The organism is Bacillus sp. MYb78, from assembly GCF_002975115.1.
In the GTDB taxonomy this organism is placed as follows: Bacteria; Bacillota; Bacilli; order Bacillales; family Bacillaceae_G; genus Bacillus_A; species Bacillus_A cereus.
Genome location: NZ_PCOB01000010.1, coordinates 156,176 through 177,687 on the forward strand (window position 1 = coordinate 156,176; position 21,512 = coordinate 177,687).

Genomic DNA, 21,512 nt, shown 5'->3' on the forward strand with positions numbered 1-21,512 from the left:
TGAAACGGAAATGAAAGGATGAGGGACGTAATGAAGAGGGGATTATCTAAATTAGCAGATATACTAGTCAACCATTCTACTAAAGTGCAACCTGGTGATCATGTGTTAATTCAAAGTGTTACGGAAATAGACCCTATAGTAGTTCGTGAAATTATTAAGTCAGTGGAAAAAGCAGGTGGATATGCACATGTATCAATGCGTGACGTTTCTGTTACGCGGCAATTAATTTTGTCTGGATCTGAAGAACAGTTTAAGTTATTTGCAGATTGGGAGTGTTACCGTTTAAGTAAGATGCAAGTATATATTAATCTCCGTAGTCCTAGAAATGCATACGAACTAGCAGATGTACCAGCAGAAAAAATGAAATTATATCAAAAGGTATTTGGAAAGGCTCATAGTGAAGCAGTGTATAAAACGAGATGGGTGACAACTCGAATTCCGAATGCGGCTTCAGCGCAAGAAGCGAATATGAGTACCGAGGCTTATGAGAAATTTTATTATGATGTTTGTACGTTAGATTACAAAAAAATGTCGAAAGCAATGGATCCGTTAAAAGAATTAATGGAAAAGACAAAACAAGTGAAAATCATTGGGAATGGTACTTATTTGAATTTTTCCATTGAAGGAATCGGTGTTTTAAAGGGAGATGGTACAGATAATATACCTGATGGCGAAATATATACAGCACCTGTCAAAAATTCAGTGAATGGGATAGTAGCGTTCAATACAGTATCTATTCAACAAGGTTATGCGTTTCAAAATATTAAGTTACATATTAAGGATGGGAAAATAATAGAGGCATATGCAAACGATACAGAGCGAATAAATCGAATTCTTGATACGGACGAGGGAGCAAGATATATCGGAGAGTTTGCACTGGCTTTTAACCCTTACATACTACATCCGATGAATAATACGTTATTTGATGAAAAAATAAATGGTAGTTATCATTTAGCAATTGGGGATTCGTTACAAGGTGCAGAAAACGGGAATCAATCAGCGATACATTGGGATTTAGTGAATATTCAAAGATCAGAGTATGGCGGGGGTGAAATTTGGTTTGATGATGTACTGATTAGAAAAGATGGGTGTTTTATTTTACCAGGGCTGTTAGGATTAAATGAAGAGAATTTAAAAAGGTAAAGTGCTTTTTGGAAGTTGTGTAAAGGAGATTAAAACCCTAGGACAGGGCAAGATAGGAGGAAGTTAAAATGAGAAAGAGTGAAATGTTTCAGGATTTTAATTTTAAGTTAGTGGTAATTGAAGCTTTATTAGATAAAGAGCCACTATTTCTAAAAGAATTGAAAGACTTAATAGAAAAGCATACGAATAATTTTGAATGGTATTCAGGAGTTGGGCCAATTGTTGAAATCAAAGCTTTTTTAGAAGCGTTAACTTTGGAAATAAGTGATTTGGAAAAGATTGAGTCCCTTTGCTTTGATGGTGGGAATGAAATTTATCATATTTTAAAGCCTGATTGGGACGGTGAAGACAGTTTATTTGATGTTATATCTGTTGAAGGATTTCAAAATCTAAAAAATTTAAAAACAGTGGAATATATTTCAATGTGTTACCCGAAAGTATTAGAACCATTAAAACAAGCTGGAATAGAAATTGAGGATTAATGAAGAGAATTTAAAATGGTAAAGTACTTTATTGAAATTGTGTAAAGGAAATTAAAACACAACATATTAAACGAAGTGATTTATCGTATAAATTTACATTCAGCTAATATTAGTAGGTTAATAGAAAAATTAGTGTTAATTGTTAAATGGGGCGTGTAAAAACGACAAAATCTCTTAAAAAACACTTAACTTTTAACTCCATCTATCTTTACAATCCCTCCCTATAATGTGAATTGGACAAGCACCTAAGAGAAAGCAGAACATGTCAGTTTGTACATTCTATTATTAGGGGGAGAATTTGTATGAAAAAGACAGTTGCTTCGTTAGCAGTTATGGCGGCATTATTACCGACGTTTTCAGTGCATGCGGAAGGGAAAGAGCAAGCCCGAAAATCAGCTACAACTTTTAATGTTATTAGTGATATTCAAGGTGATTTAGGGGATTTTGATCATGTGCTAAAAGATATGAACAAAGTGACGCCACTTTCTAGAGCGCTTATTATGAATGGGGATATAACGCCGACTGGACAACAGTCACAATATGATGATGTAAAGCGTGTGTTAAATAAAAATAAGCATCCAGAAAATGTATGGTCTACTGTTGGGAATCATGAGTTTTATGCTGGTAAATGGACAGCGGATGGGAAACTCTCTCAAAGTACATGGCCAAATGGTGTAACGGAAGAAACACTATTTGGTCGCTACTTACAATTTAGTGGACAAGAAAAGGTATATCATAAAAAAGAATTAGATGGCTATCCACTTTTATTTTTAGGAACTGAAAAATATATGAAATACCACGATTCAAAAATGTGGGACGAAGTATATATGAGTGATGAGCAATTAGGTTGGTTAAAACAAAATTTAGAAGAGTACAGTCAAAAAGATAAAAATAAGCCAATCTTTATTTTCTCTCATCACGTTTTACCTGATACAGTATCTGGATCAAGGCAATCACCATATTTACAAGATTATTTAAACGTGGATAAATTGTATGATATATTAAAAGACTATCCGCAGGTTGTTTTCTTCACGAGTCATACACATTGGGATTTAAACTTACCTGACTGGGCTGGTAAAAAGAAAATTAAAGGCGGAGATGAAAAAGGTTTCACTGTTGTAAATACGGGCGGGATTGAAACAGGCTGGATGTCAGCAGGACCAAATGGAGGAGAGAAAACTGCTCCAGATGGCTATTCATTTAAACAAGGGTTACAAGTGAAAGCATATGGTAACGATGTAATTGTGACAGCTTACGATTACAAACGTGATAAGGATATAAAGAAGTTATTAATTAGTGATTCAAAAATTGCGCAGATGGCACCAAATGTAACGGCAGATGATCGTAAAAATATAATTGTCGGTGCAAATGAATATATGGAGTATTCTATAGAAGGAACGAATGAGTGGCATACGTATAGTCAAGCAAATCCTCCGAAATTTGATGGAGATAAAACTGTATACGTACGTAATAAAGGTGAAATGAATTTAGAGCCGGGATTAACGCAGTTACTTCGTTTTTCGGTAAATAAGTGATTGGAGGGAGTCTGCATTTGAATGTGTGGGCTCTTTTTTTGTTGATGAGAAAGGGGTTGCCTGTCTGTCGTTTTTTGTCGATAGATCGATATATTAAGAAAATCGTTGATATACTGCAAGTTACGATCGATATATTTGAAAAATCGTTGATATATTGTAAGTAATGAACGATATATTTAAAAAATCGTTGATATAAATTTCATGTACCGTAATTAAGTTAAAATCATTAATACGGTTTTACTTATCAAAATGAAATTCTAATACATTTTTAACCGAGAAAGGTGACTTCACCATTTTTACATGTAATAATAGTAACGTTACATATATTGCGAAAGAAGTACAAAAGGAGCGTTACAATGAATTTAGCTAAATTCCCGAGAAAAAAATATACAGAATCATATACACCAATTGAAAAGTTAAACAATTTTTCTGAAGCACTTGGTGGCCCGACTATTTATTTTAAACGAGATGATTTACTTGGTTTAACAGCCGGTGGTAATAAGACGAGAAAGTTAGAATTTTTAGTTGCGGATGCACAGGAAAAGGGTGCAGATACGTTAATTACAGCTGGTGGTATTCAGTCAAATCATTGCCGCCTGACACTTGCTGCTGCGGTAAAAGAAAAAATGAAATGTATTCTTGTATTAGAGGAAGGGCTTGAGCCAGAAGAGAAGAGAGACTTTAACGGAAACTATTTCTTATATCACTTATTAGGTGCTGAAAACGTCATTGTTGTACCGAACGGAGCAGACCTGATGGAAGAGATGAATAAAGTAGCGAAAGAAGTAAGTGAAAAAGGTAGTACACCATATGTAATTCCAGTTGGTGGATCAAACCCTACGGGCGCAATGGGATACGTTGCTTGTGCGCAAGAAATTATGGCGCAATCATTTGAGCAAGGAATTGATTTCAGTTCAGTTGTTTGTGTAAGTGGTAGCGGCGGTATGCATGCTGGTTTAATTACTGGTTTTTCTGGAACACAAAGCCATATTCCTGTAATCGGGATTAATGTAAGTAGAGGAAAAGCTGAGCAAGAAGAGAAAGTAGCAAAACTTGTAGATGAAACTTCAGCACACGTTGGTATTCCAAACTTTATCTCGCGCGACGCTGTTACGTGCTTTGATGAATATGTAGGACCAGGCTATGCGTTACCAACGCCGGAAATGGTAGAGGCAGTTCAGTTACTTGCGAAAACAGAAGGTATTTTACTTGATCCAGTGTATACAGGTAAGGCAGTAGCGGGATTAATCGACTTAATTAGAAAAGGTAAATTTAATAAGGAAGACAATATTTTATTCGTACATTCAGGTGGTTCACCAGCTTTATATGCGAATACTTCTTTATTTGCGTAAGTGTAAAAAGCATTGGGTATCCAATGCTTTTTTTGTTATATACTGGAATTACCGAGAGGTAGGAGGATGATATGAATTCAAATTTAAAATGGATTATATATACGGTACTCGGCATTTCTATTCTATTAATCTTATTTGTGGCTTATGGGGTGTATTCTTATTTTACATTTTAAAAGCGTAATGGAAGTGAACTATTATATACACTAAAGGCGGAGAGCGCTATGCAAATTAGAAATTTGTATTTAGTCTTCAGCGTGATTTGTTTATTTGTAGTAACCAGCTGTTCAAATAATATAGGAAATCATAATCAAACAATCGAAGTGCAAAAACATGCTGGTGATAATCATTATGAGGATTTGAAGGTAATTACAGACAAGAATAAAGTATTGCAAGTAAAGAAAATATTAAATGATACTAACTTTGAAAATAAAAAGGTGGAAATGTCTCGTTCAGCTGATTATCAGTTTGTTTTTCAGTTTAAAAATCCGAAAATAGAAGCGAAAGCTGTTTTATATCAAATGTGGATTAGTCCTAATAAGGATAAAGTAGAAATAATGGCGGGGGATAATCAGTACGCTCAATTAGCAGAGAAAGACGCAGCTGCTTTTATGAAGATTGTTACTGGTGAGAAGTTAGCTGAATAAAAGTATATGGTAGATTTTGCTCTCTAATTCCCCGCTTATTTTTCGCTTTGAGGGATAATTAGTGAGAAATATCGAATGAGAAGTAATCGTGAAATAGTAAAGAATATATTCACTGCTAAAAGAAGAGTTGTTTAAAAAACTCTCCGCATCGTTATGTAATGTTAATAAGAAGAAGTAGAAGGTAGAAGTAAATCTAAATAAAACCCAAAAGGGATAAATAGGAAAATGTAGAATCTTTATATATAAGATGTTCTGAATTTTTAGATATAAGGTAGAGTGGAGGAAGAAAGATGATTCAATTTCCTATGGAAGATGCTGAACAATTTTTTAGATCCTATAGTATTGGTAGGTTTACAGTTAGTGAAGATGAAGGGAAATTAATTTTTAGTACAAACTTAAATGGTCATTCTAATTTATGGGCGATGGATTTACCCAATTTATCCCCTTATCCCTTAACATATTGTAATCAATCAAGCAATTTTATTAAAATGGATTCTTTAAATCGATTTATTTTAGCTGGATTTGATAAAGATGGGGATGAAAATTATCATATTTATGCATTAAAACCAGAGGGTGGTGGATTGCTTGAATTGATTCCAGCAGGAGAGACAGAAAAGGATTACTTTGTGCATTTAACAGAGGATGGGGAACGATTATACTATGTCACAAGTAAAGATAACCCAATGTTCTTAAACTCTCGTTGTTATAATATACGCACAAAAGAAGATACGCTGTTGTTAACTGGTGTGGAGACACCTACATATGTAGAGGCAGTAAGTCCGAATGAATCAAGTTACATTGTTTTAAAGTCATATAGTAATACATATAATGTAGGATATGTAAAAAAAGGAGAAGAACTTATTTGTTTAGTACCTTCCAGTGAGAAAGAACATACTGTAGGCTCCATTTCTTATATTGATGAAAATACAGTGATTTTCGTTACAAATTATGAAGAAGAGTTTTCCTATGTAGCTTCTTTTGATTTAAATAAACAGGAATTCAAACCAATCTGTAAAATAGAGAAGGAAGATATATCCAATATAAAATGGCATGCTGAAACAAAAAATGGCTACATTGTTTCGTCGAAAGGTGTTACAGATAGGTTATATAAATTTGTATGGGATAAAAAAGAGTTAATTCTATTGAATTCTCCGGTAGATACGATAAGTCAAATTGAAATTACAAAATCGGAAAATTTATATTTACTAGGTGAAAGTGCGACGAAAACAGCAAACATCTATTACAAGAAGAATAGAGATACAGAATGGGCAGCATTAACAAAAAACTATGTTATTGGTCTATCTGAATCTTCTTTTGTTGAACCGGATGTTATAACATATGCCTCTTTTGATGGGTTAAACATAGAAGCATTATTATTCCGGGCGAAAGGAGAAGTACAAAACGGATATACAATATTTTGGCCTCATGGTGGTCCACAAAGTGCTGAGACGAAAGATTTCAGAGCATTATTTCAATATTTATTAAGGCAGGGATATAATATTTTTGCGCCAAACTTTAGAGGTAGTACAAGATATGGTTCAACGTTTACAAAAATGATTGAAGGTGATTGGGGAGAAGCGCCGCGTTTAGATTGTGTAGCAGGGATCGAATGGTTATTTGAACAGGGGATATCAACTCCTGATAAATTATTTGTTATGGGCGGTAGTTATGGAGGATATATGACCTTATTGCTTCACGGGCGTCATTCAGAGTATTTCCGTGCAGCCATTGACATTTTTGGACCTAGCAATTTATTTAGTTTTATCGCATCTATGCCTGAAAATTGGAAACCGCTCGCAGTTAATTTAATAGGTGATATTAATAATGATAAAGATAAGCTTATACAAGATTCACCAATTACTTACTTAAATCAAATGAATAAACCACTCCTTATCATCCAAGGGGCAAATGATCCACGAGTTGTAAAGGAAGAATCGGATCAAATTTTTCACGCGTTGCAAGAACAAGGAGTAGATGTAGAATACCTAGTATTAGACGATGAAGGGCATGGATTTTCAAAAAAAGAAAATGAAATATATGTATATCGTCGCATAACAGAATTTTTAGCAAAGCATAAGTAAAAGAAATGGCATTTTACGGGTTATGATCATATCGCTATCAGGCTAAAAATGCAGAGAAATGACAATGAAATTATTGAATAAATAAGAATGAAACAACTTAATTGTTACGTAACAAAAACGCTATTCTTTCCCTAGAATCAAAGGAAGAGATGGCGTTTTTGTTATGAACTTATCAATTTTTTATGAATTGGAATTGTTGTCTAAAGAGTTGCAACAGATTTTTTTATAAATTGAAAGACAAGGAGACGAACTTGGATGGAGTATTGGAAGCACACAATAAATATATTGAGGAGTACATGTTTGAAAACATTAAATCAATGGAAAATGAAATATTTTGTTGGAATGTCTGAGCTGCGGACCAATTCTATCACTTTAATTAACTAAAAGAAGAATTTCCCCATCCCGATTAGACTACTAATCATTCCTATTCCACTCATGGTACCTTTTCCTGCTGTAAGTAAGTTTCCAAGCATTCCTAGCTGACCGTTACCTCCGTTATTTCCCCATCCCATTGGGGCCCACGGACTACCCCATCCTGGAGGGTTTCCAAAAACACCCGAGTTATTGGTATTGAAATGAAAAGGCTTGGCTGGCGGCGATAGTAAAGCTGCAAGATGACCTTGTGCGAACATCCCTGTATGATTGAATGGTTGCGCCCAGGGGAAGGGAGGTTTTTGAAAATTAAAACCTGCATGACCTGGTAGTGGAGTCCAATTATCGGGATGTCCTTGGGGCATCATCCCTGCATAATTGATTGGCTGCCCCCAAGAGAAGGGAGGAGGTTGGGGATTGAACCTCGTATAATTGGCTGATGAATCCCAACTAACTGGATAGACTCGGTAACTCCAATTCTCAGGAAGCTTCAAATCATTCATTACCTCAGATTTAGTTATTTCGGGCTGTGAATATAATGAAATTTGGTTAGTATATTGTTCCCCGTTTCCCTTTGAATTCAAATACCAATATTGGTCCATACGCTTATTCTCCTCACTTTAAAAATGTAATGTTAGACTTAGCCTATGTAATATTCCTTTTTATGGATGGTTACATAACTAGATCTACAAGCCTGTATTTAAAGGAATGGGTGCGTGGTCTTTTTGATTTTTCTCGCTGCCCGTAAAATACCCATTGATTTAAAGTTTCACTTTATTTTAGAAGGTGATTTTCAGTTGCTTATTTTGTGTATTTCAGCCTAATTTAAATTCCGTTAACAAACGTTTTTATAAAGGTTTCATCAACAAAAAGATTTTAAAATGGTATGTTGAGCAAGTGGAATTGCTAAAAAGAGAATATCCATTCGAAGAGTTTGGCAAAATACTGCAAGGGTAATGTTTTCTTGTGCAAATATGTAAACGATTTAAACGAATCAATGAAATTTATAATGAAGGGGCAATTAAATATATGAGTGAAACATTACATAAAAGAAAACCACCATATGTAATGCTTGTAATCCTTTTTATTGGGGCATTTGTTTCATTTCTAAATAACTCCCTTTTAAATGTAGCCTTGCCATCAATAATGAAAGATTTAAACATTCAAGATTATTCAACGATCCAGTGGCTTTCTACAGGGTATATGCTTGTAAGTGGTGTATTAATTCCGGCATCAGCATTTTTAATAACGCGTTTTTCAAATAGGAGCCTATTTATTACATCTATGGTGATTTTTATTCTTGGTACTGCCTTAGCGGCTGTAGCACCGAACTTTGGTTTATTACTTACTGGTCGGATGGTTCAAGCGGCAGGCTCTTCAGTTATGGGACCTTTGTTAATGAATATTATGCTAGTAAGCTTTCCGAGAGAAAAAAGGGGAACAGCAATGGGGATTTTTGGACTAGTTATGATTACAGCTCCAGCAATTGGGCCAACACTATCAGGTTATATTGTAGAGTATTATGACTGGCGTTTGCTGTTTGAAATGATTTTACCGTTAGCAATCATTAGCTTACTGTTAGGGATTTGGAAATCTGAGAATGTCATGAAACAAAACAAAAATGCAAAACTTGATTATCTCTCATTACTATTATCTTCTGTCGGTTTTGGCGGTTTGTTATATGGATTCAGTTCTGCAAGCTCCGATGGTTGGACAAATAAAGTTGTCTTAACAACCTTAATCATAGGCGCTATTGCCCTAATTGCTTTCATTATTCGTCAATTAAAAATGGATGAGCCGTTATTGGATTTACGTGTTTACAAGTACCCAATGTTTGCACTTGCGTCTGTAATTGCAATTGTTAACGCGGTGGCCATGTTTTCGGGTATGATTTTAACACCAGCTTATGTACAAAACGTCCGTGGTATTTCGCCGCTGAGCTCTGGGCTGATGATGCTTCCAGGTGCGGTTATAATGGGGATTATGTCACCAATTACAGGTAAACTATTTGATAAATATGGTCCTCGGATTCTTGGCATAGTGGGGCTTTCCATTACAGCTGTTTCAACTTATATGTTGGCAAGTCTGCAAATTGACTCTAGTCACACACATATTATTCTTATCTACACACTGCGGATGTTTGGGATGGCGATGGTTATGATGCCACTTATGACAAATGGTCTTAATCAATTACCAACTCGCTTAAATCCGCACGGTACAGCTGTTAATAATACGGCTCAACAAGTGTCCGGTTCGATTGGTACTGCTATTCTTGTTACGATTATGAACTCTGTAACAAAAACAAAAGCTGAAAGTTTAATGTCTCATATAGATCCAACAACCTTTACAGAAACTACGAAGGCAATAGTAACTCAGAAGGCTTTATTATCTGGAATTCAATATTCATTTTATGTAGCGCTTGGCATGAATGTTGTTGCACTACTATTAGTTTTTTTCGTTAAACGTGTAGATACAAGTGCGGAAGCTGTCGAGAAGTTAAATCGGTAGAGAAGAATAAAACGCTTGATAATGATTCCTACAAGTTTTTTACTGCTAAGGCGCCGGTATTTAAAGCTGGAAAAGAACTAAAAGAAGCAGAGAAATAATTATATAGTAAAAGAGGACCTGATGTTCATATCAGGTCCTCTTTCATTAGTAACACAGTATACTTGCTTATCGTATTGGTTTAACTAAACTACTGATTTTTCGAATACTACAATCTTAAGCTCATCAACTTTTCTATTTTGGGGTGTTTTAGAAGAAAATAAATCAAAATAATCGTTTTTATAAACAAATACAAGAGATGAGATCCGTTTGCAATTTCTCATAAACATTACAAGTCTAGATTATCTTTTAACACCAACATTAAAAGGCTCCAATTATATTTATTCGCTTCATTTTAATTTAGTATTTTTCTACAAGTTATAAATTTAATTGCCAAGCTTATACGCAATATCATAATCATGAATAGTTAGGGAAAAGATAAAATAAGGTAATCAATTACATATCTTTATCCCAGGCGATTAGTTGCTATTTCTTCTTTATTAAATGGGATATGTTATCCCGAATTAACGGGCAGTAAGACCCCCACCTCAAAATTTAGCGGAAGCAAAGAAGTTAGGTGGGGGACCAACTGCCCGTAAAAGCCCGATTGGTTCAACTAATAATCAGTGGGGGATGAACAAAACCCCCACTGATTAAAGTTTCACTTTATTTCATGCTTTTTTGAAAGGGTGTTTTAAATGGAAAAAAAAGTATCTGCCATTCCTCAGCCGAAAACATATGGACCGCTGGGTAATCTCCCATTAATCGATAAAGATAAACCGACCCTATCCTTTATCAAGATAGCGGAAGAGTATGGTCCCATTTTTCAAATTCAAACTTTAAGTGATACCATCATTGTCGTTTCTGGACATGAATTGGTAGCAGAAGTTTGTGATGAAACACGGTTCGATAAAAGTATAGAGGGTGCTTTAGCAAAAGTTCGTGCCTTTGCTGGGGACGGATTATTTACTAGCGAGACTCACGAGCCTAACTGGAAAAAAGCTCATAATATTTTGATGCCTACATTTAGCCAACGGGCAATGAAAGATTACCATGCCATGATGGTCGATATTGCTGTACAACTCGTTCAAAAATGGGCACGACTTAATCCGAATGAAAACGTAGATGTTCCGGGGGATATGACTCGTCTTACGTTAGATACAATTGGTCTATGTGGTTTTAATTACCGATTCAATAGCTTTTATCGTGAGACCCCTCATCCTTTTATTACTAGCATGACCCGTGCTCTAGATGAAGCGATGCACCAATTACAGAGGCTGGATATAGAAGATAAACTCATGTGGAGAACGAAACGTCAATTTCAGCATGATATTCAATCTATGTTTTCTTTAGTAGATAATATTATTGCTGAACGTAAAAGTAATGGGAATCAGGAAGAAAATGATTTACTTTCCCGTATGTTAAATGTGCCAGATCCGGAAACTGGTGAAAAATTAGATGATGAAAATATTCGTTTCCAAATTATTACCTTTTTAATAGCTGGACATGAGACAACAAGTGGATTGTTATCTTTTGCAATTTATTTTTTATTAAAGAATCCGGATAAGTTGAAAAAAGCCTATGAAGAAGTAGACCGTGTTTTGACAGATCCTACTCCAACATACCAACAAGTTATGAAACTGAAGTATATACGGATGATTTTAAATGAATCGCTACGTCTATGGCCTACCGCTCCAGCATTCAGTCTCTATGCAAAAGAAGATACAGTGATTGGCGGGAAATACCCAATTAAGAAAGGAGAAGATCGTATTTCTGTTCTTATTCCACAGCTACATAGGGATAAAGATGCATGGGGAGACAATGTGGAAGAATTCCAACCTGAACGATTTGAAGAGCTGGATAAGGTTCCTCATCATGCTTATAAGCCATTTGGAAATGGCCAGAGAGCATGTATCGGTATGCAATTTGCACTTCATGAAGCCACTCTTGTAATGGGAATGCTTCTTCAACATTTTGAATTAATCGATTATCAAAACTATCAGCTGGACGTAAAACAAACATTAACGCTAAAGCCCGGTGATTTTAAGATTAGGATTCTACCCCGAAAACAAACTATTAGTCATCCTACTGTTCTTACACCTACAGAGGACAAGCTGAAAAACGATGAAATTAAGCAGCACGTTCAGAAGCCACCTTCTATTATTGGGGCCGATAATCTTTCACTTCTTGTTCTGTACGGCTCGGATACAGGTGTAGCAGAAGGTATTGCAAGAGAATTAGCAGATACAGCTAGTTTAGAAGGAGTTCGAACGGAAGTGGTAGCTCTTAACGATCGGATTGGAAGTTTGCCAAAAGAAGGAGCGGTTCTTATTGTAACTTCTTCTTATAATGGAAAACCGCCAAGTAATGCAGGACAGTTTGTGCAATGGTTGGAGGAACTAAAACCGGATGAGCTAAAAGGTGTTCAATACGCAGTTTTTGGTTGTGGAGATCATAATTGGGCTAGTACCTATCAACGGATTCCAAGATACATTGATGAGCAGATGGCTCAAAAAGGAGCAACAAGATTTTCTAAACGCGGAGAAGCAGATGCAAGTGGTGATTTCGAGGAACAGCTTGAGCAATGGAAACAAAACATGTGGTCTGATGCGATGAAGGCATTTGGATTGGAGCTCAACAAAAATATAGAAAAAGAGCGCAGTACTTTGAGTCTGCAATTTGTTAGTCGTCTTGGAGGATCTCCTCTTGCACGAACATATGAAGCAGTTTATGCATCTATACTAGAAAATCGTGAACTCCAATCACCCAGCAGTGATAGAAGTACACGACATATCGAGGTATCTTTGCCAGAAGGCGCTACATATAAAGAAGGAGACCACCTTGGAGTGTTGCCAGTTAATAGCGAGAAAAATATCAACCGAATTTTAAAACGTTTTGGATTAAATGGGAAGGATCAAGTTATACTGAGTGCAAGTGGACGAAGTATAAATCACATACCTTTAGACAGTCCTGTTAGTTTATTGGACCTTCTTAGTTATAGTGTTGAAGTTCAAGAAGCTGCCACTCGAGCACAAATACGAGAAATGGTAACATTCACAGCATGTCCTCCTCATAAAAAAGAATTGGAAGCATTATTAGAAGAAGGAGTTTACCATGAACAAATACTAAAGAAACGGATTTCAATGTTGGACCTTCTTGAAAAGTATGAGGCTTGTGAAATCCGATTTGAACGCTTTTTAGAACTTCTTCCTGCGCTCAAACCGCGTTACTATTCTATTTCAAGCTCTCCACTCGTTGCACACAATCGTCTGAGCATTACGGTCGGTGTTGTTAATGCGCCTGCATGGAGTGGGGAAGGGACATATGAAGGAGTCGCTTCTAATTACTTAGCTCAGCGTCATAATAAAGATGAGATTATCTGTTTCATTCGAACGCCACAATCAAACTTTGAATTACCTAAAGATCCAGAAACACCAATTATTATGGTTGGGCCAGGTACTGGAATTGCACCATTCCGTGGATTCTTGCAAGCGCGTCGTGTTCAAAAGCAAAAAGGTATTAACTTAGGACAAGCGCATCTATATTTTGGTTGTCGTCATCCTGAAAAAGATTATCTCTATCGTACAGAATTAGAAAATGATGAAAGAGATGGATTAATCTCTTTACACACAGCTTTTTCTCGTCTAGAGGGACATCCAAAAACATATGTACAGCATTTAATAAAACAAGATAGAATCAATTTAATTTCGTTATTAGATAATGGAGCTCATCTTTATATATGTGGTGATGGAAGTAGAATGGCTCCGGATGTAGAAGATACCCTTTGTCAAGCATATCAAGAAATTCATGAAGTCAGTGAACAAGAAGCAAGAAATTGGTTGGATCGTGTGCAAGATGAAGGGCGATATGGAAAAGATGTTTGGGCTGGTATATGAATGTTTCTTAATTAGTTACGTATTAACTAATAAATTTCACTTTATTAGTATAGTGTATCTAGATGAATAATGATTAACCGGACTATTTAGTATCTACTAAATAAAAAACAGGACCTGATATGCATCTATCAGGTCCTGTTTCACATAGACATTATACATGGATATTTTCCACACATTATCAATGTTTGTAATGTAGTTAGCCTTGTGGATCAGCAATAAAATCAGATATTATTTTTTCGATATCGAAAGGAGTAATCCCTTTATCCAAAGAAAAAATGCTTTCTGCTTCTTCGATTTCTTGAACGAGTTCACCTCTAGCTTCAATATGTAATCGGAACAAGTCATATAAATTCGGTTTAACTAAATTAGTTAAAGCCTTTCCAACTAGTATCATACCTTTTTGATTAGCCTCGATGGTATTATCATAAGTTAGATCTCTTGTAAGAGACAAATCTGTCCAAATCAATTTTCGTTCCTTTAAGTCTAAAATAACTGGAATAGAGATTTGGGTGTCGGCAGTAATATCCACTTTATCTTGAACAGTAGAAGGTTCAAATACTTCACCTGAACCAGGATATTGACGAACCATCCAACCAGTAAAGCATTCTGGTAAATCTTTATATGGTTGGTCTGTGTAAGAAAGCAAAGTCATAACTACATAGCGTCCACCATATTTCAGCACAGACGGAATATCGAAATCAATGAATTCAGATGCTCCCTTTGGTGCAGAAGTAATATCTCCGCTATGGTAGGCTTTGAAATTTTTGAACGTAAGTTCGTGAAGGATACATGTTCTTTGTATTGCCAATCTTCGTCGTACATTGCAGCAGACAAATCAATGTCAACGCGTCCTGTATGTTGTCCATTCACATAGCCTTCTTTCCACCATAGGAAAAAACGAATCGTATCTCCTTCTGGCAAATCTACTTTACTTCCTCGAGATAATGTGCGAAGCGCTTTGCTGGCTGAACGTTGAGAGAAGGGAACTAAGTGATTTTTTAACTGTTCATCCAAAAATACTTTTCCAAGACTTGGAAGCTCCGTGAAGCGATTTTTTAAAGTATCTTCACACATTTTTACAATCATTAAACAAATATCCTCTGAGATAAATGGAAGTGTATTTTCAATACCTATAGCTTTTGCTACATTTCCCTTTGGAAAAAAGGTACGAAATTCATTTTTATCATTTCGATGCTTAAAATGAGCCGTGAGTTGAAGTAATACAGGAGTAGAAACGTTTCCCATTATACTTAGAAAATCTTCGAGAATATTGAAAACATCTGTTGACTTATTACTACATAAACGGATTAAATGATCCAAGCGTCTGGCAAATTCCCCTGGGCGAGTTTTTAAAAGATTTTTCGCTGTCATGATATCACGATTCAACAAAGCTGCTTCTATTTTTCCATTAAATGTTTCAACTTTAATGTTGTTGCGAAGCATCTCAAATGCTCGGTGGGTTTTTGGGAAACGAGTATGATATTCTGCTGGATGAAGAATTTCACCTAAACGAATCCAACGTTTTTTGTATCGAATCATATCTTCGGTAATGTTTCCGCATTGCTCTAACAATCCTAAAAGGAAGCGTCTTTCTGCTCGGTTAAACTTCTTGAATCGAACGGAGGATGCTAAACTCACATCGCCTTCAGATAAAGCAACTGCAAGGCGAAGAACATCAGTTGCCGTTTTAAAATACTTTGCAGCAGCATCGGCTGATATTTTTCTGTTTATTAATAAAACCCCAATTATAAAAGACATATTTTCCTTATGAGGAATTACATTAGGTAGAAAACAGGAAACATCTTCAGTGTGTGTAATAGCCCATTCTACATCTGTCTTATCAGTTGAGGAAATAGAGCTGTTTGCACTAATCAATTGAGAAATCATTTGATTGAAATCTTCTTCACTTCCTAAGTCAATAACTTTCAAATCAACGCTATCTAAAAGAGGGAGTCGTTCTTCTACTTTTGATACAGGTAGGCGCAACGTCACATAATGAATAACGGCATTGATGTATAAATCAGCGTCACTTAAATCCATCATTTGTTGCGGAAAGTTTGGATACATAGGAGTAAACTGAATATGTGCACCAACCATTTCTTTTAAATGTTTTACCAACTCTTTGTAAAACGATGTGAATGCATCAACCGAAAGTGTTTGCAACTCTTCTATTAAAGGCTCGGAAAAAGTAAATCCTAAACTTTCCAAGTTTTTTAAAACAGTGGCTAAATAAATGTTCGGTAGTTTATTTTCTTCTCTTTTTATAATTACTTTCAAACTTCTTCTTATGTAAATAGAATTTTTCATGAGAACGCCAGCTATTCACTCCTTATAAAAGAGGGGAATAGTCTGACTGTCCTCCTTTCAGTGGTAGATTTTTATTTTTACATGCATAAACACACTAATTGTAGAGAAATGCACTGAGGGTATAAAGCTATTTTTTAGTGAAAAATTAGGGGTATAACATTTAGGTGTTAAGTGGTAATTTGTTAATTAAGAAAAGAAAACCTCTACATCAATGGTTGATAAACTAAAGTTTATTCAGGACCAAAGAAGAAAGAGGTTTTATAGTCTAATTATTTTCATAGGAAATTGACAACTCTAAAACAATTTGAAATTTCTACAAAGAAGGAAGAATTGTCATAGCCTATGTGTTTAGCAGGAAAGTAACATCCCTATTTCGCCAAAGAAGTTAGAAGGAAGGAACGTCATAGCCTGCTTTATTAGTATATTCTCTTGCGGAGAGCAATTCAAGTATACTGTCTGATTTTTTAAAGTTTTCCTAAATGGGAATTTTCATGTTTATCCCGTATTAACAGAGGATTTTTATTTTTGATATATTATGGAATGGAGTTGAATGAGTATTATAAATACAAAAGGTGAAATTAAAAAAACAAAAAGAAAAGTATTACTAACTATACTTACTATGTTAGTAATTATAATTGGATTTGGATATTGGAAACTTTTTAGTTTGCAAGGTGTTCCAAAAGGGGAATTAATTCGAACAGTGAAATCTCCAGATGGAAAATATCTCATCAAGACTTATTTTCATAATGCAGGATCATTAAGTGCGGATGCTGTTAGGGGTGAATTAGTTAACCTTGATACAGATTCAGAGAAAAATATATATTGGAATTATCCAGATACCGATCCATATATTGAATGGGTAAATAAGAATATTGTTAGAATTGGAGATCAAACTTTAGATGTTTCGCAGAAAGAAACCTATGATTGGCGTGATGATGATAAGCACGTTAAAGAAATGCCTAAACAGTTTATTAGATAAAACAAGAAAATTTAAATGTATTTAATCTTATTTGTTTAACTATAGATAGTATTATATGAGTGAAAAAGTCCATTTAAATCTTCTAAATGGACTTTTTTAGGTTTCTAGATACGACTACTGATAAAAATGGAACAAACTTGTTACTTAGGTTGTCTATTAAGTATACGTATAAAACAGGTGTTCATGATAGTTCAATCATTTTATGAAAAGTGAGATGCAAGAAGAGTGATATCCGATACACTCTTTAATTGTATCGATATGTATAACACCTAGAAAAACTATATATTCTTGAAAGAGGTTGAAAATGTATGATAGTCTTAAACAAGTTTTTTAACATTTTACATTACAAAAAGATGGTACCTGTAGTATTTCTTTCATGTGCAACGCTTATAGGCTGTTCCGATGGCAATACTCAGTCTGAATTACCTAAACAAACAAAACAAACAAATCAAACCAAACAAGAAACTACTGGTAATGATTCTTTTGCTAAACTTGAAAAAGAATTTGATGCTAAACTCGGTATTTATGCATTGGACACTGATACGAATCAAACCGTTACGTATCAATCAGATAAACGGTTTGCATACGCATCTACCCACAAAGCTTTAGCTGTGGGAGTACTTTTACAAAAGAAATCAATAGAAGATCTAAATCAAAGAGTCTTGTATACTCGTGAAGATCTTGTTAATTACAATCCAATTACAGAAAAGTATGTTGATAGGGGTATGACTCTGAAAGAGCTTGCAGATGCTTCCCTTCGATATAGTGATAATACTGCGCAAAATCTTATTCTTAAACAATTAGGTGGACCTAGTGAATTCAAAAAATCACTGAGAGAAATAGGAGATACCGTTACAAATCCTGAACGTTTTGAACCAGAGTTAAACGAAGTGCATCCAGGAGACGTACATGATACTAGTACCCCAAAGGCATTAGCTACTAGTCTTCAGGCTTTTGCGCTAGGAGATGTACTTTCAACTGAGAAACGGGATTTATTAATAGATTGGATGAAAAGGAATACTACGGGAGACAACTTAATTCGTGCTGGAGTTCCAGGAGGATGGGAAGTAGCTGATAAGACGGGCTCGGGATCTTATGGAACCAGAAATGATATCGCAATTATTTGGCCACCAAATAAAAAGCCAATTATTCTTGCGATACTTTCTAATCATGATAAAGAGGATGCTAAATACGATGATAAGCTTATTGCAGAAGCAACCAAAATAGCGCTGGGTGTCTTAAAAGCTAAAAATAAATAATAATAGTATTAGTTATTGAAATTTTCTTGTTTTTTCGTCACAATACTGTGACGGTCTTTTTGTGTATTTTACAAAAGATCGTCTTAAGTAAAGAAAGAAGATAGAAACCATCTCTATTAAGTTTATTAACTAAGTAACAACAAATATATGCTTTATTGAATACTTATTGCATTTAATGTGGAGGAATAAAATGGAGTCGAAAATTCTTATTGTTGATGATGATAAAGAGATTAGAAATCTTATCTCGGTATATCTGGAAAATGAAGGTCTAAAAACTCAAAAGGCAGAAGATGCTATACAAGCTTTACAACTGTTAGAAGAAAAGGACTTTGATTTGATTATTTTAGATATTATGATGCCGAATATGGATGGCATTGAAGCATGTATGAAAATTAGGGAAGATCGCAATATGCCTATCATTATGCTATCTGCAAAATCTGAGGATATAGACAAAATTCAGGGCCTAGCCTCTGGTGCAGACGATTATTTATCAAAACCGTTTAACCCACTAGAATTAATTGCTAGGGTAAAATCCCAATTAAGAAGGTTTAAAAAATACAATACATCCATAGAACATAATAAAAGCATTCTAGAAATTGGTGATTTAACCGTAAATACAGATACACGTCAAGTATGGGTAAGGGGAAAAGAAACAAGGTTAACTCCAAAAGAGTTTGCTATTCTCGAACTACTCGCCCGCAACAAAGGGGTTGTCCTGAGCGTTGCGAAAATATATGAAGCAGTTTGGAAAGAGGTTTTTTATAAATCAGATAATACAGTTATGGTCCATATTACAAAAATAAGAGACAAAATTGAAGAGGATTCTAAACATCCCATTTATATTAAAACCGTTTGGGGAATTGGGTATAAAATATGAAGAGGGTTAGCTTTAGAAATAAAATAATTATAAAACTTCTGGGTGCTGTTGCAATTAGTTTTTTTATTTCATTTGGTTTAACAATTCTCATTGTGCAATACGTCATAGATCCATTTTTTATAAAACACGAAGATTTTGGCATGTTTGAAGTGAGACTCGCAATGTTGTTCTTATTTACGTTCGCAATCTTAAACTTTATAGTAATCTTTTTGCTATTGGTTCGAAAGAAAATAGTATATTTGAAGCTCATTTCGGAAAATGTGAATGATATTGCAAATGGAAAACTGGGTTTAACAATTGGGATTAAGGGGAAGGACGAATTGACCCAACTTGCTCAAAATATCAACTATATGTCCAAGGAATTGGAGAATACATTTGAACAAGAAAGACAATTAGAACGTACAAAAAATGAACTTATCACCAATGTATCTCATGATTTACGCACACCTTTAACATCTATTATTGGCTATATAGATTTATTAAAAAGAGGGCAATACAACAGTAACATACAATTACAGGAATACCTTGAAACCACGTATTCAAAGTCACAGAGACTGAAATATTTAATTGATGAGCTGTTTGAGTATACTCGTTTATCAGGTATAGATGCTAAGTTAAACCTTAATGAAGTTGATTTATCAGGTTTGTTGGAACAAATAGTTGGAGAATACATACCTATATTTGAAAAGGAAAGTTTAATCGTTCAAAAATCAATTACGCAAGAAACAATACCTATCTTCATAGATGTAGAAAAAATGGTACGTGTATATGAAAATCTCTTTATGAATGCGATAAAGTACAGCATGAAACCATCCGAATTATCTATATGTCTTGAACTAATAGGTAACAAGGCAATGTTGAAAGTATCAAATAAAGTCGAGAAACCGCCTGTTAGCGATCCAAATAAATTGTTTGAAAGGTTTTTCAGGGGGGACAAGGCAAGAAAAGATGACCAGGGAAATGGACTGGGGCTTGCTATTTCAAAAAGAATTGTTGAACTTCATCATGGTAATATACATGCAGAATATAAAGATGGTTGGATGTCTTTTATTGTTGAACATCCAATTAGATAGAAAGCTTATGGAACTACAGGTTCCATGAGCTTTTTTTAAAACTTAAGAAATCTTAAGGATTTTACGGGGTGTTTCCTAATTTTCATAGTTTATCATGGGTGTATTCAAAGTGATGAGGTGAGCAAAGAAGATAAAAGGAAAGATTTCATTGTAGCTTATTGTAATGAAATAAAAAAATGTAGGAGGATATAAATGATAAAGCCAGTTGTAGATGTAAAAAACATTCAAAAATTGTACGGTAAAAAAGGTGAGAATCAATCACGCGCATTAAAAGGTGTATCATTCTCAATTCAAGAGGGAGAGTTTGTTGGTATTATGGGGCCTTCTGGTTCTGGTAAAACAACATTATTAAATGTAATTTCAACGTTAGATAAAGCGACAGGCGGCGTTGTTGAAATTGCAGGAACGGATATTACGAGGATGAAGCAGGGTGAACTTTCTGATTTTCGTTCACAAAAGTTAGGATTCATTTTCCAAGACTTTAACTTATTGGAGAATTTATCTATCTATGAAAATATCGCACTCCCACTTTCACTTCAAGGTGTTTCATCTCGTAATATTGGAAAGAAAGTAGAAAAAGTAGCTGATATGTTAGGCATTACAGAGATACTTCAAAAATATCCTTCTGAAGTATCTGGTGGACAAAAGCAACGTTCCGCAGCAGCACGTGCGTTAGTTCATGAACCAGCAATTATTTTGGGAGATGAGCCGACTGGAGCTCTAGATTCTAAAAATGCAACGAGTTTACTTAATGCCATGACAAGCTTAAATAAAGAGCAAGGTGTATCCATTATGATGGTTACGCATGATCCTTACAGCGCAAGTTACTGTCAACGTATTTTATTCATTCAAGATGGTGAGTTATATAAAGAAATTCATCGCGGTAGTACCCGTGAAGAATTCTATAAAGAAATTTTAGATGTGCTTGCAAACTTAGGCACACAAAAAGCGTAAGGAAGGAAGTTCAA

14 protein-coding genes and 1 pseudogene are annotated in these 21,512 nt (G+C 35.0%); 13 read left to right on the forward strand and 2 right to left on the reverse strand.

Features of this window, described 5'->3' with window-relative positions; translation table 11 throughout:
• The first annotated feature begins 30 nt into the window (after positions 1-30).
• The 6 genes from CQ064_RS19640 (at position 31) to CQ064_RS19670 (ending at position 7,237) form a co-directional block, all read left to right on the forward strand.
• Entirely contained in the window at positions 31-1,143 is a 1,113-nt protein-coding gene (locus tag CQ064_RS19640; RefSeq protein WP_000820295.1) for an aminopeptidase, read from the forward strand.
• A 68-nt stretch (positions 1,144-1,211) separates the two neighbouring features.
• Positions 1,212-1,625 (forward strand): DUF6892 domain-containing protein, encoded by a 414-nt coding sequence (locus CQ064_RS19645; protein WP_001231958.1) that lies wholly within the window; start codon positions 1,212-1,214, stop codon positions 1,623-1,625.
• A 302-nt stretch (positions 1,626-1,927) separates the two neighbouring features.
• A complete protein-coding gene (locus CQ064_RS19650; RefSeq protein ID WP_000754289.1) occupies positions 1,928-3,160 on the forward strand; it encodes a DUF4073 domain-containing protein in 1,233 nt (410 codons plus the stop codon).
• Positions 3,161-3,516: 356 nt separating this feature from the next.
• Complete coding sequence (cuyA, locus tag CQ064_RS19655) at positions 3,517-4,512, forward strand: D-cysteate sulfo-lyase (RefSeq protein ID WP_001046608.1); 996 nt, start codon at positions 3,517-3,519, stop codon at positions 4,510-4,512.
• 221 nt (positions 4,513-4,733) lie between these two features.
• The gene (locus CQ064_RS19665; protein ID WP_001167092.1) at positions 4,734-5,156 is read left to right on the forward strand and encodes a YhfM domain-containing protein; all 423 of its coding nucleotides are present in this window, start codon (positions 4,734-4,736) and stop codon (positions 5,154-5,156) included.
• A gap of 290 nt (positions 5,157-5,446) precedes the next feature.
• Positions 5,447-7,237 carry a S9 family peptidase gene (locus CQ064_RS19670; RefSeq protein ID WP_000614109.1) on the forward strand — a complete coding sequence of 597 codons (1,791 nt, stop codon included), beginning with the start codon at positions 5,447-5,449 and terminating at the stop codon, positions 7,235-7,237.
• 380 nt (positions 7,238-7,617) lie between these two features.
• On the opposite strand, the gene CQ064_RS19675 is transcribed toward CQ064_RS19670, so the two are convergent.
• A complete protein-coding gene (locus CQ064_RS19675) occupies positions 7,618-8,211 on the reverse strand; it encodes a hypothetical protein (RefSeq protein ID WP_000373136.1) in 594 nt (197 codons plus the stop codon).
• Positions 8,212-8,638: 427 nt separating this feature from the next.
• On the opposite strand from CQ064_RS19675, the gene CQ064_RS19680 reads away from it, so the two are divergent.
• Positions 8,639-10,117, forward strand: a complete 1,479-nt coding sequence (locus tag CQ064_RS19680) for a DHA2 family efflux MFS transporter permease subunit (protein ID WP_000005140.1) — start codon at positions 8,639-8,641, stop codon at positions 10,115-10,117.
• Positions 10,118-10,851: 734 nt separating this feature from the next.
• A complete protein-coding gene (gene cypD, locus CQ064_RS19685) occupies positions 10,852-14,049 on the forward strand; it encodes a bifunctional P-450/NADPH--P450 reductase (RefSeq protein ID WP_000412775.1) in 3,198 nt (1,065 codons plus the stop codon).
• Between the two features lie 196 nt (positions 14,050-14,245).
• Here the strand turns inward: cypD and CQ064_RS33170 are convergent.
• A pseudogene (locus tag CQ064_RS33170) lies at positions 14,246-16,356 on the reverse strand (TerD family protein).
• Between the two features lie 550 nt (positions 16,357-16,906).
• On the opposite strand from CQ064_RS33170, the gene CQ064_RS19695 reads away from it, so the two are divergent.
• The 5 genes from CQ064_RS19695 to CQ064_RS19715 all read left to right on the forward strand — a co-directional run bounded on the left by CQ064_RS19695 (position 16,907) and on the right by CQ064_RS19715 (position 21,498).
• On the forward strand, positions 16,907-17,335 hold the full coding sequence (locus CQ064_RS19695) for a DUF5412 domain-containing protein (protein WP_000022542.1): 429 nt from the start codon (positions 16,907-16,909) through the stop codon (positions 17,333-17,335).
• 308 nt (positions 17,336-17,643) lie between these two features.
• Positions 17,644-18,594, forward strand: a complete 951-nt coding sequence (gene bla, locus CQ064_RS19700) for a class A beta-lactamase (protein ID WP_000636460.1) — start codon at positions 17,644-17,646, stop codon at positions 18,592-18,594.
• 190 nt (positions 18,595-18,784) lie between these two features.
• Positions 18,785-19,471, forward strand: a complete 687-nt coding sequence (locus CQ064_RS19705) for a response regulator transcription factor (RefSeq protein WP_000444077.1) — start codon at positions 18,785-18,787, stop codon at positions 19,469-19,471.
• A complete protein-coding gene (locus CQ064_RS19710) occupies positions 19,468-20,544 on the forward strand; it encodes a HAMP domain-containing sensor histidine kinase (RefSeq protein WP_000832662.1) in 1,077 nt (358 codons plus the stop codon). The genes CQ064_RS19705 and CQ064_RS19710 overlap by 4 nt, the downstream gene beginning before the upstream one ends.
• A gap of 192 nt (positions 20,545-20,736) precedes the next feature.
• The gene (locus CQ064_RS19715; protein ID WP_000595173.1) at positions 20,737-21,498 is read left to right on the forward strand and encodes an ABC transporter ATP-binding protein; all 762 of its coding nucleotides are present in this window, start codon (positions 20,737-20,739) and stop codon (positions 21,496-21,498) included.
• The last annotated feature ends 14 nt before the right edge of the window (positions 21,499-21,512 follow it).

Coding starts and splice junctions, on each gene's coding strand:
- CQ064_RS19675 (WP_000373136.1), bottom strand. CDS start 8,211: ATGGACCAATATTGGTATTTGAATTCAAAGGGAAACGGGGAACAATAT.
- CQ064_RS19670 (WP_000614109.1), top strand. CDS start 5,447: ATGATTCAATTTCCTATGGAAGATGCTGAACAATTTTTTAGATCCTAT.
- CQ064_RS19710 (WP_000832662.1), top strand. CDS start 19,468: ATGAAGAGGGTTAGCTTTAGAAATAAAATAATTATAAAACTTCTGGGT.
- CQ064_RS19695 (WP_000022542.1), top strand. CDS start 16,907: ATGAGTATTATAAATACAAAAGGTGAAATTAAAAAAACAAAAAGAAAA.
- CQ064_RS19715 (WP_000595173.1), top strand. CDS start 20,737: ATGATAAAGCCAGTTGTAGATGTAAAAAACATTCAAAAATTGTACGGT.
- bla (WP_000636460.1), top strand. CDS start 17,644: ATGATAGTCTTAAACAAGTTTTTTAACATTTTACATTACAAAAAGATG.
- CQ064_RS19665 (WP_001167092.1), top strand. CDS start 4,734: ATGCAAATTAGAAATTTGTATTTAGTCTTCAGCGTGATTTGTTTATTT.
- CQ064_RS19680 (WP_000005140.1), top strand. CDS start 8,639: ATGAGTGAAACATTACATAAAAGAAAACCACCATATGTAATGCTTGTA.
- CQ064_RS19650 (WP_000754289.1), top strand. CDS start 1,928: ATGAAAAAGACAGTTGCTTCGTTAGCAGTTATGGCGGCATTATTACCG.
- CQ064_RS19640 (WP_000820295.1), top strand. CDS start 31: ATGAAGAGGGGATTATCTAAATTAGCAGATATACTAGTCAACCATTCT.
- cypD (WP_000412775.1), top strand. CDS start 10,852: ATGGAAAAAAAAGTATCTGCCATTCCTCAGCCGAAAACATATGGACCG.
- CQ064_RS19705 (WP_000444077.1), top strand. CDS start 18,785: ATGGAGTCGAAAATTCTTATTGTTGATGATGATAAAGAGATTAGAAAT.
- CQ064_RS19645 (WP_001231958.1), top strand. CDS start 1,212: ATGAGAAAGAGTGAAATGTTTCAGGATTTTAATTTTAAGTTAGTGGTA.
- cuyA (WP_001046608.1), top strand. CDS start 3,517: ATGAATTTAGCTAAATTCCCGAGAAAAAAATATACAGAATCATATACA.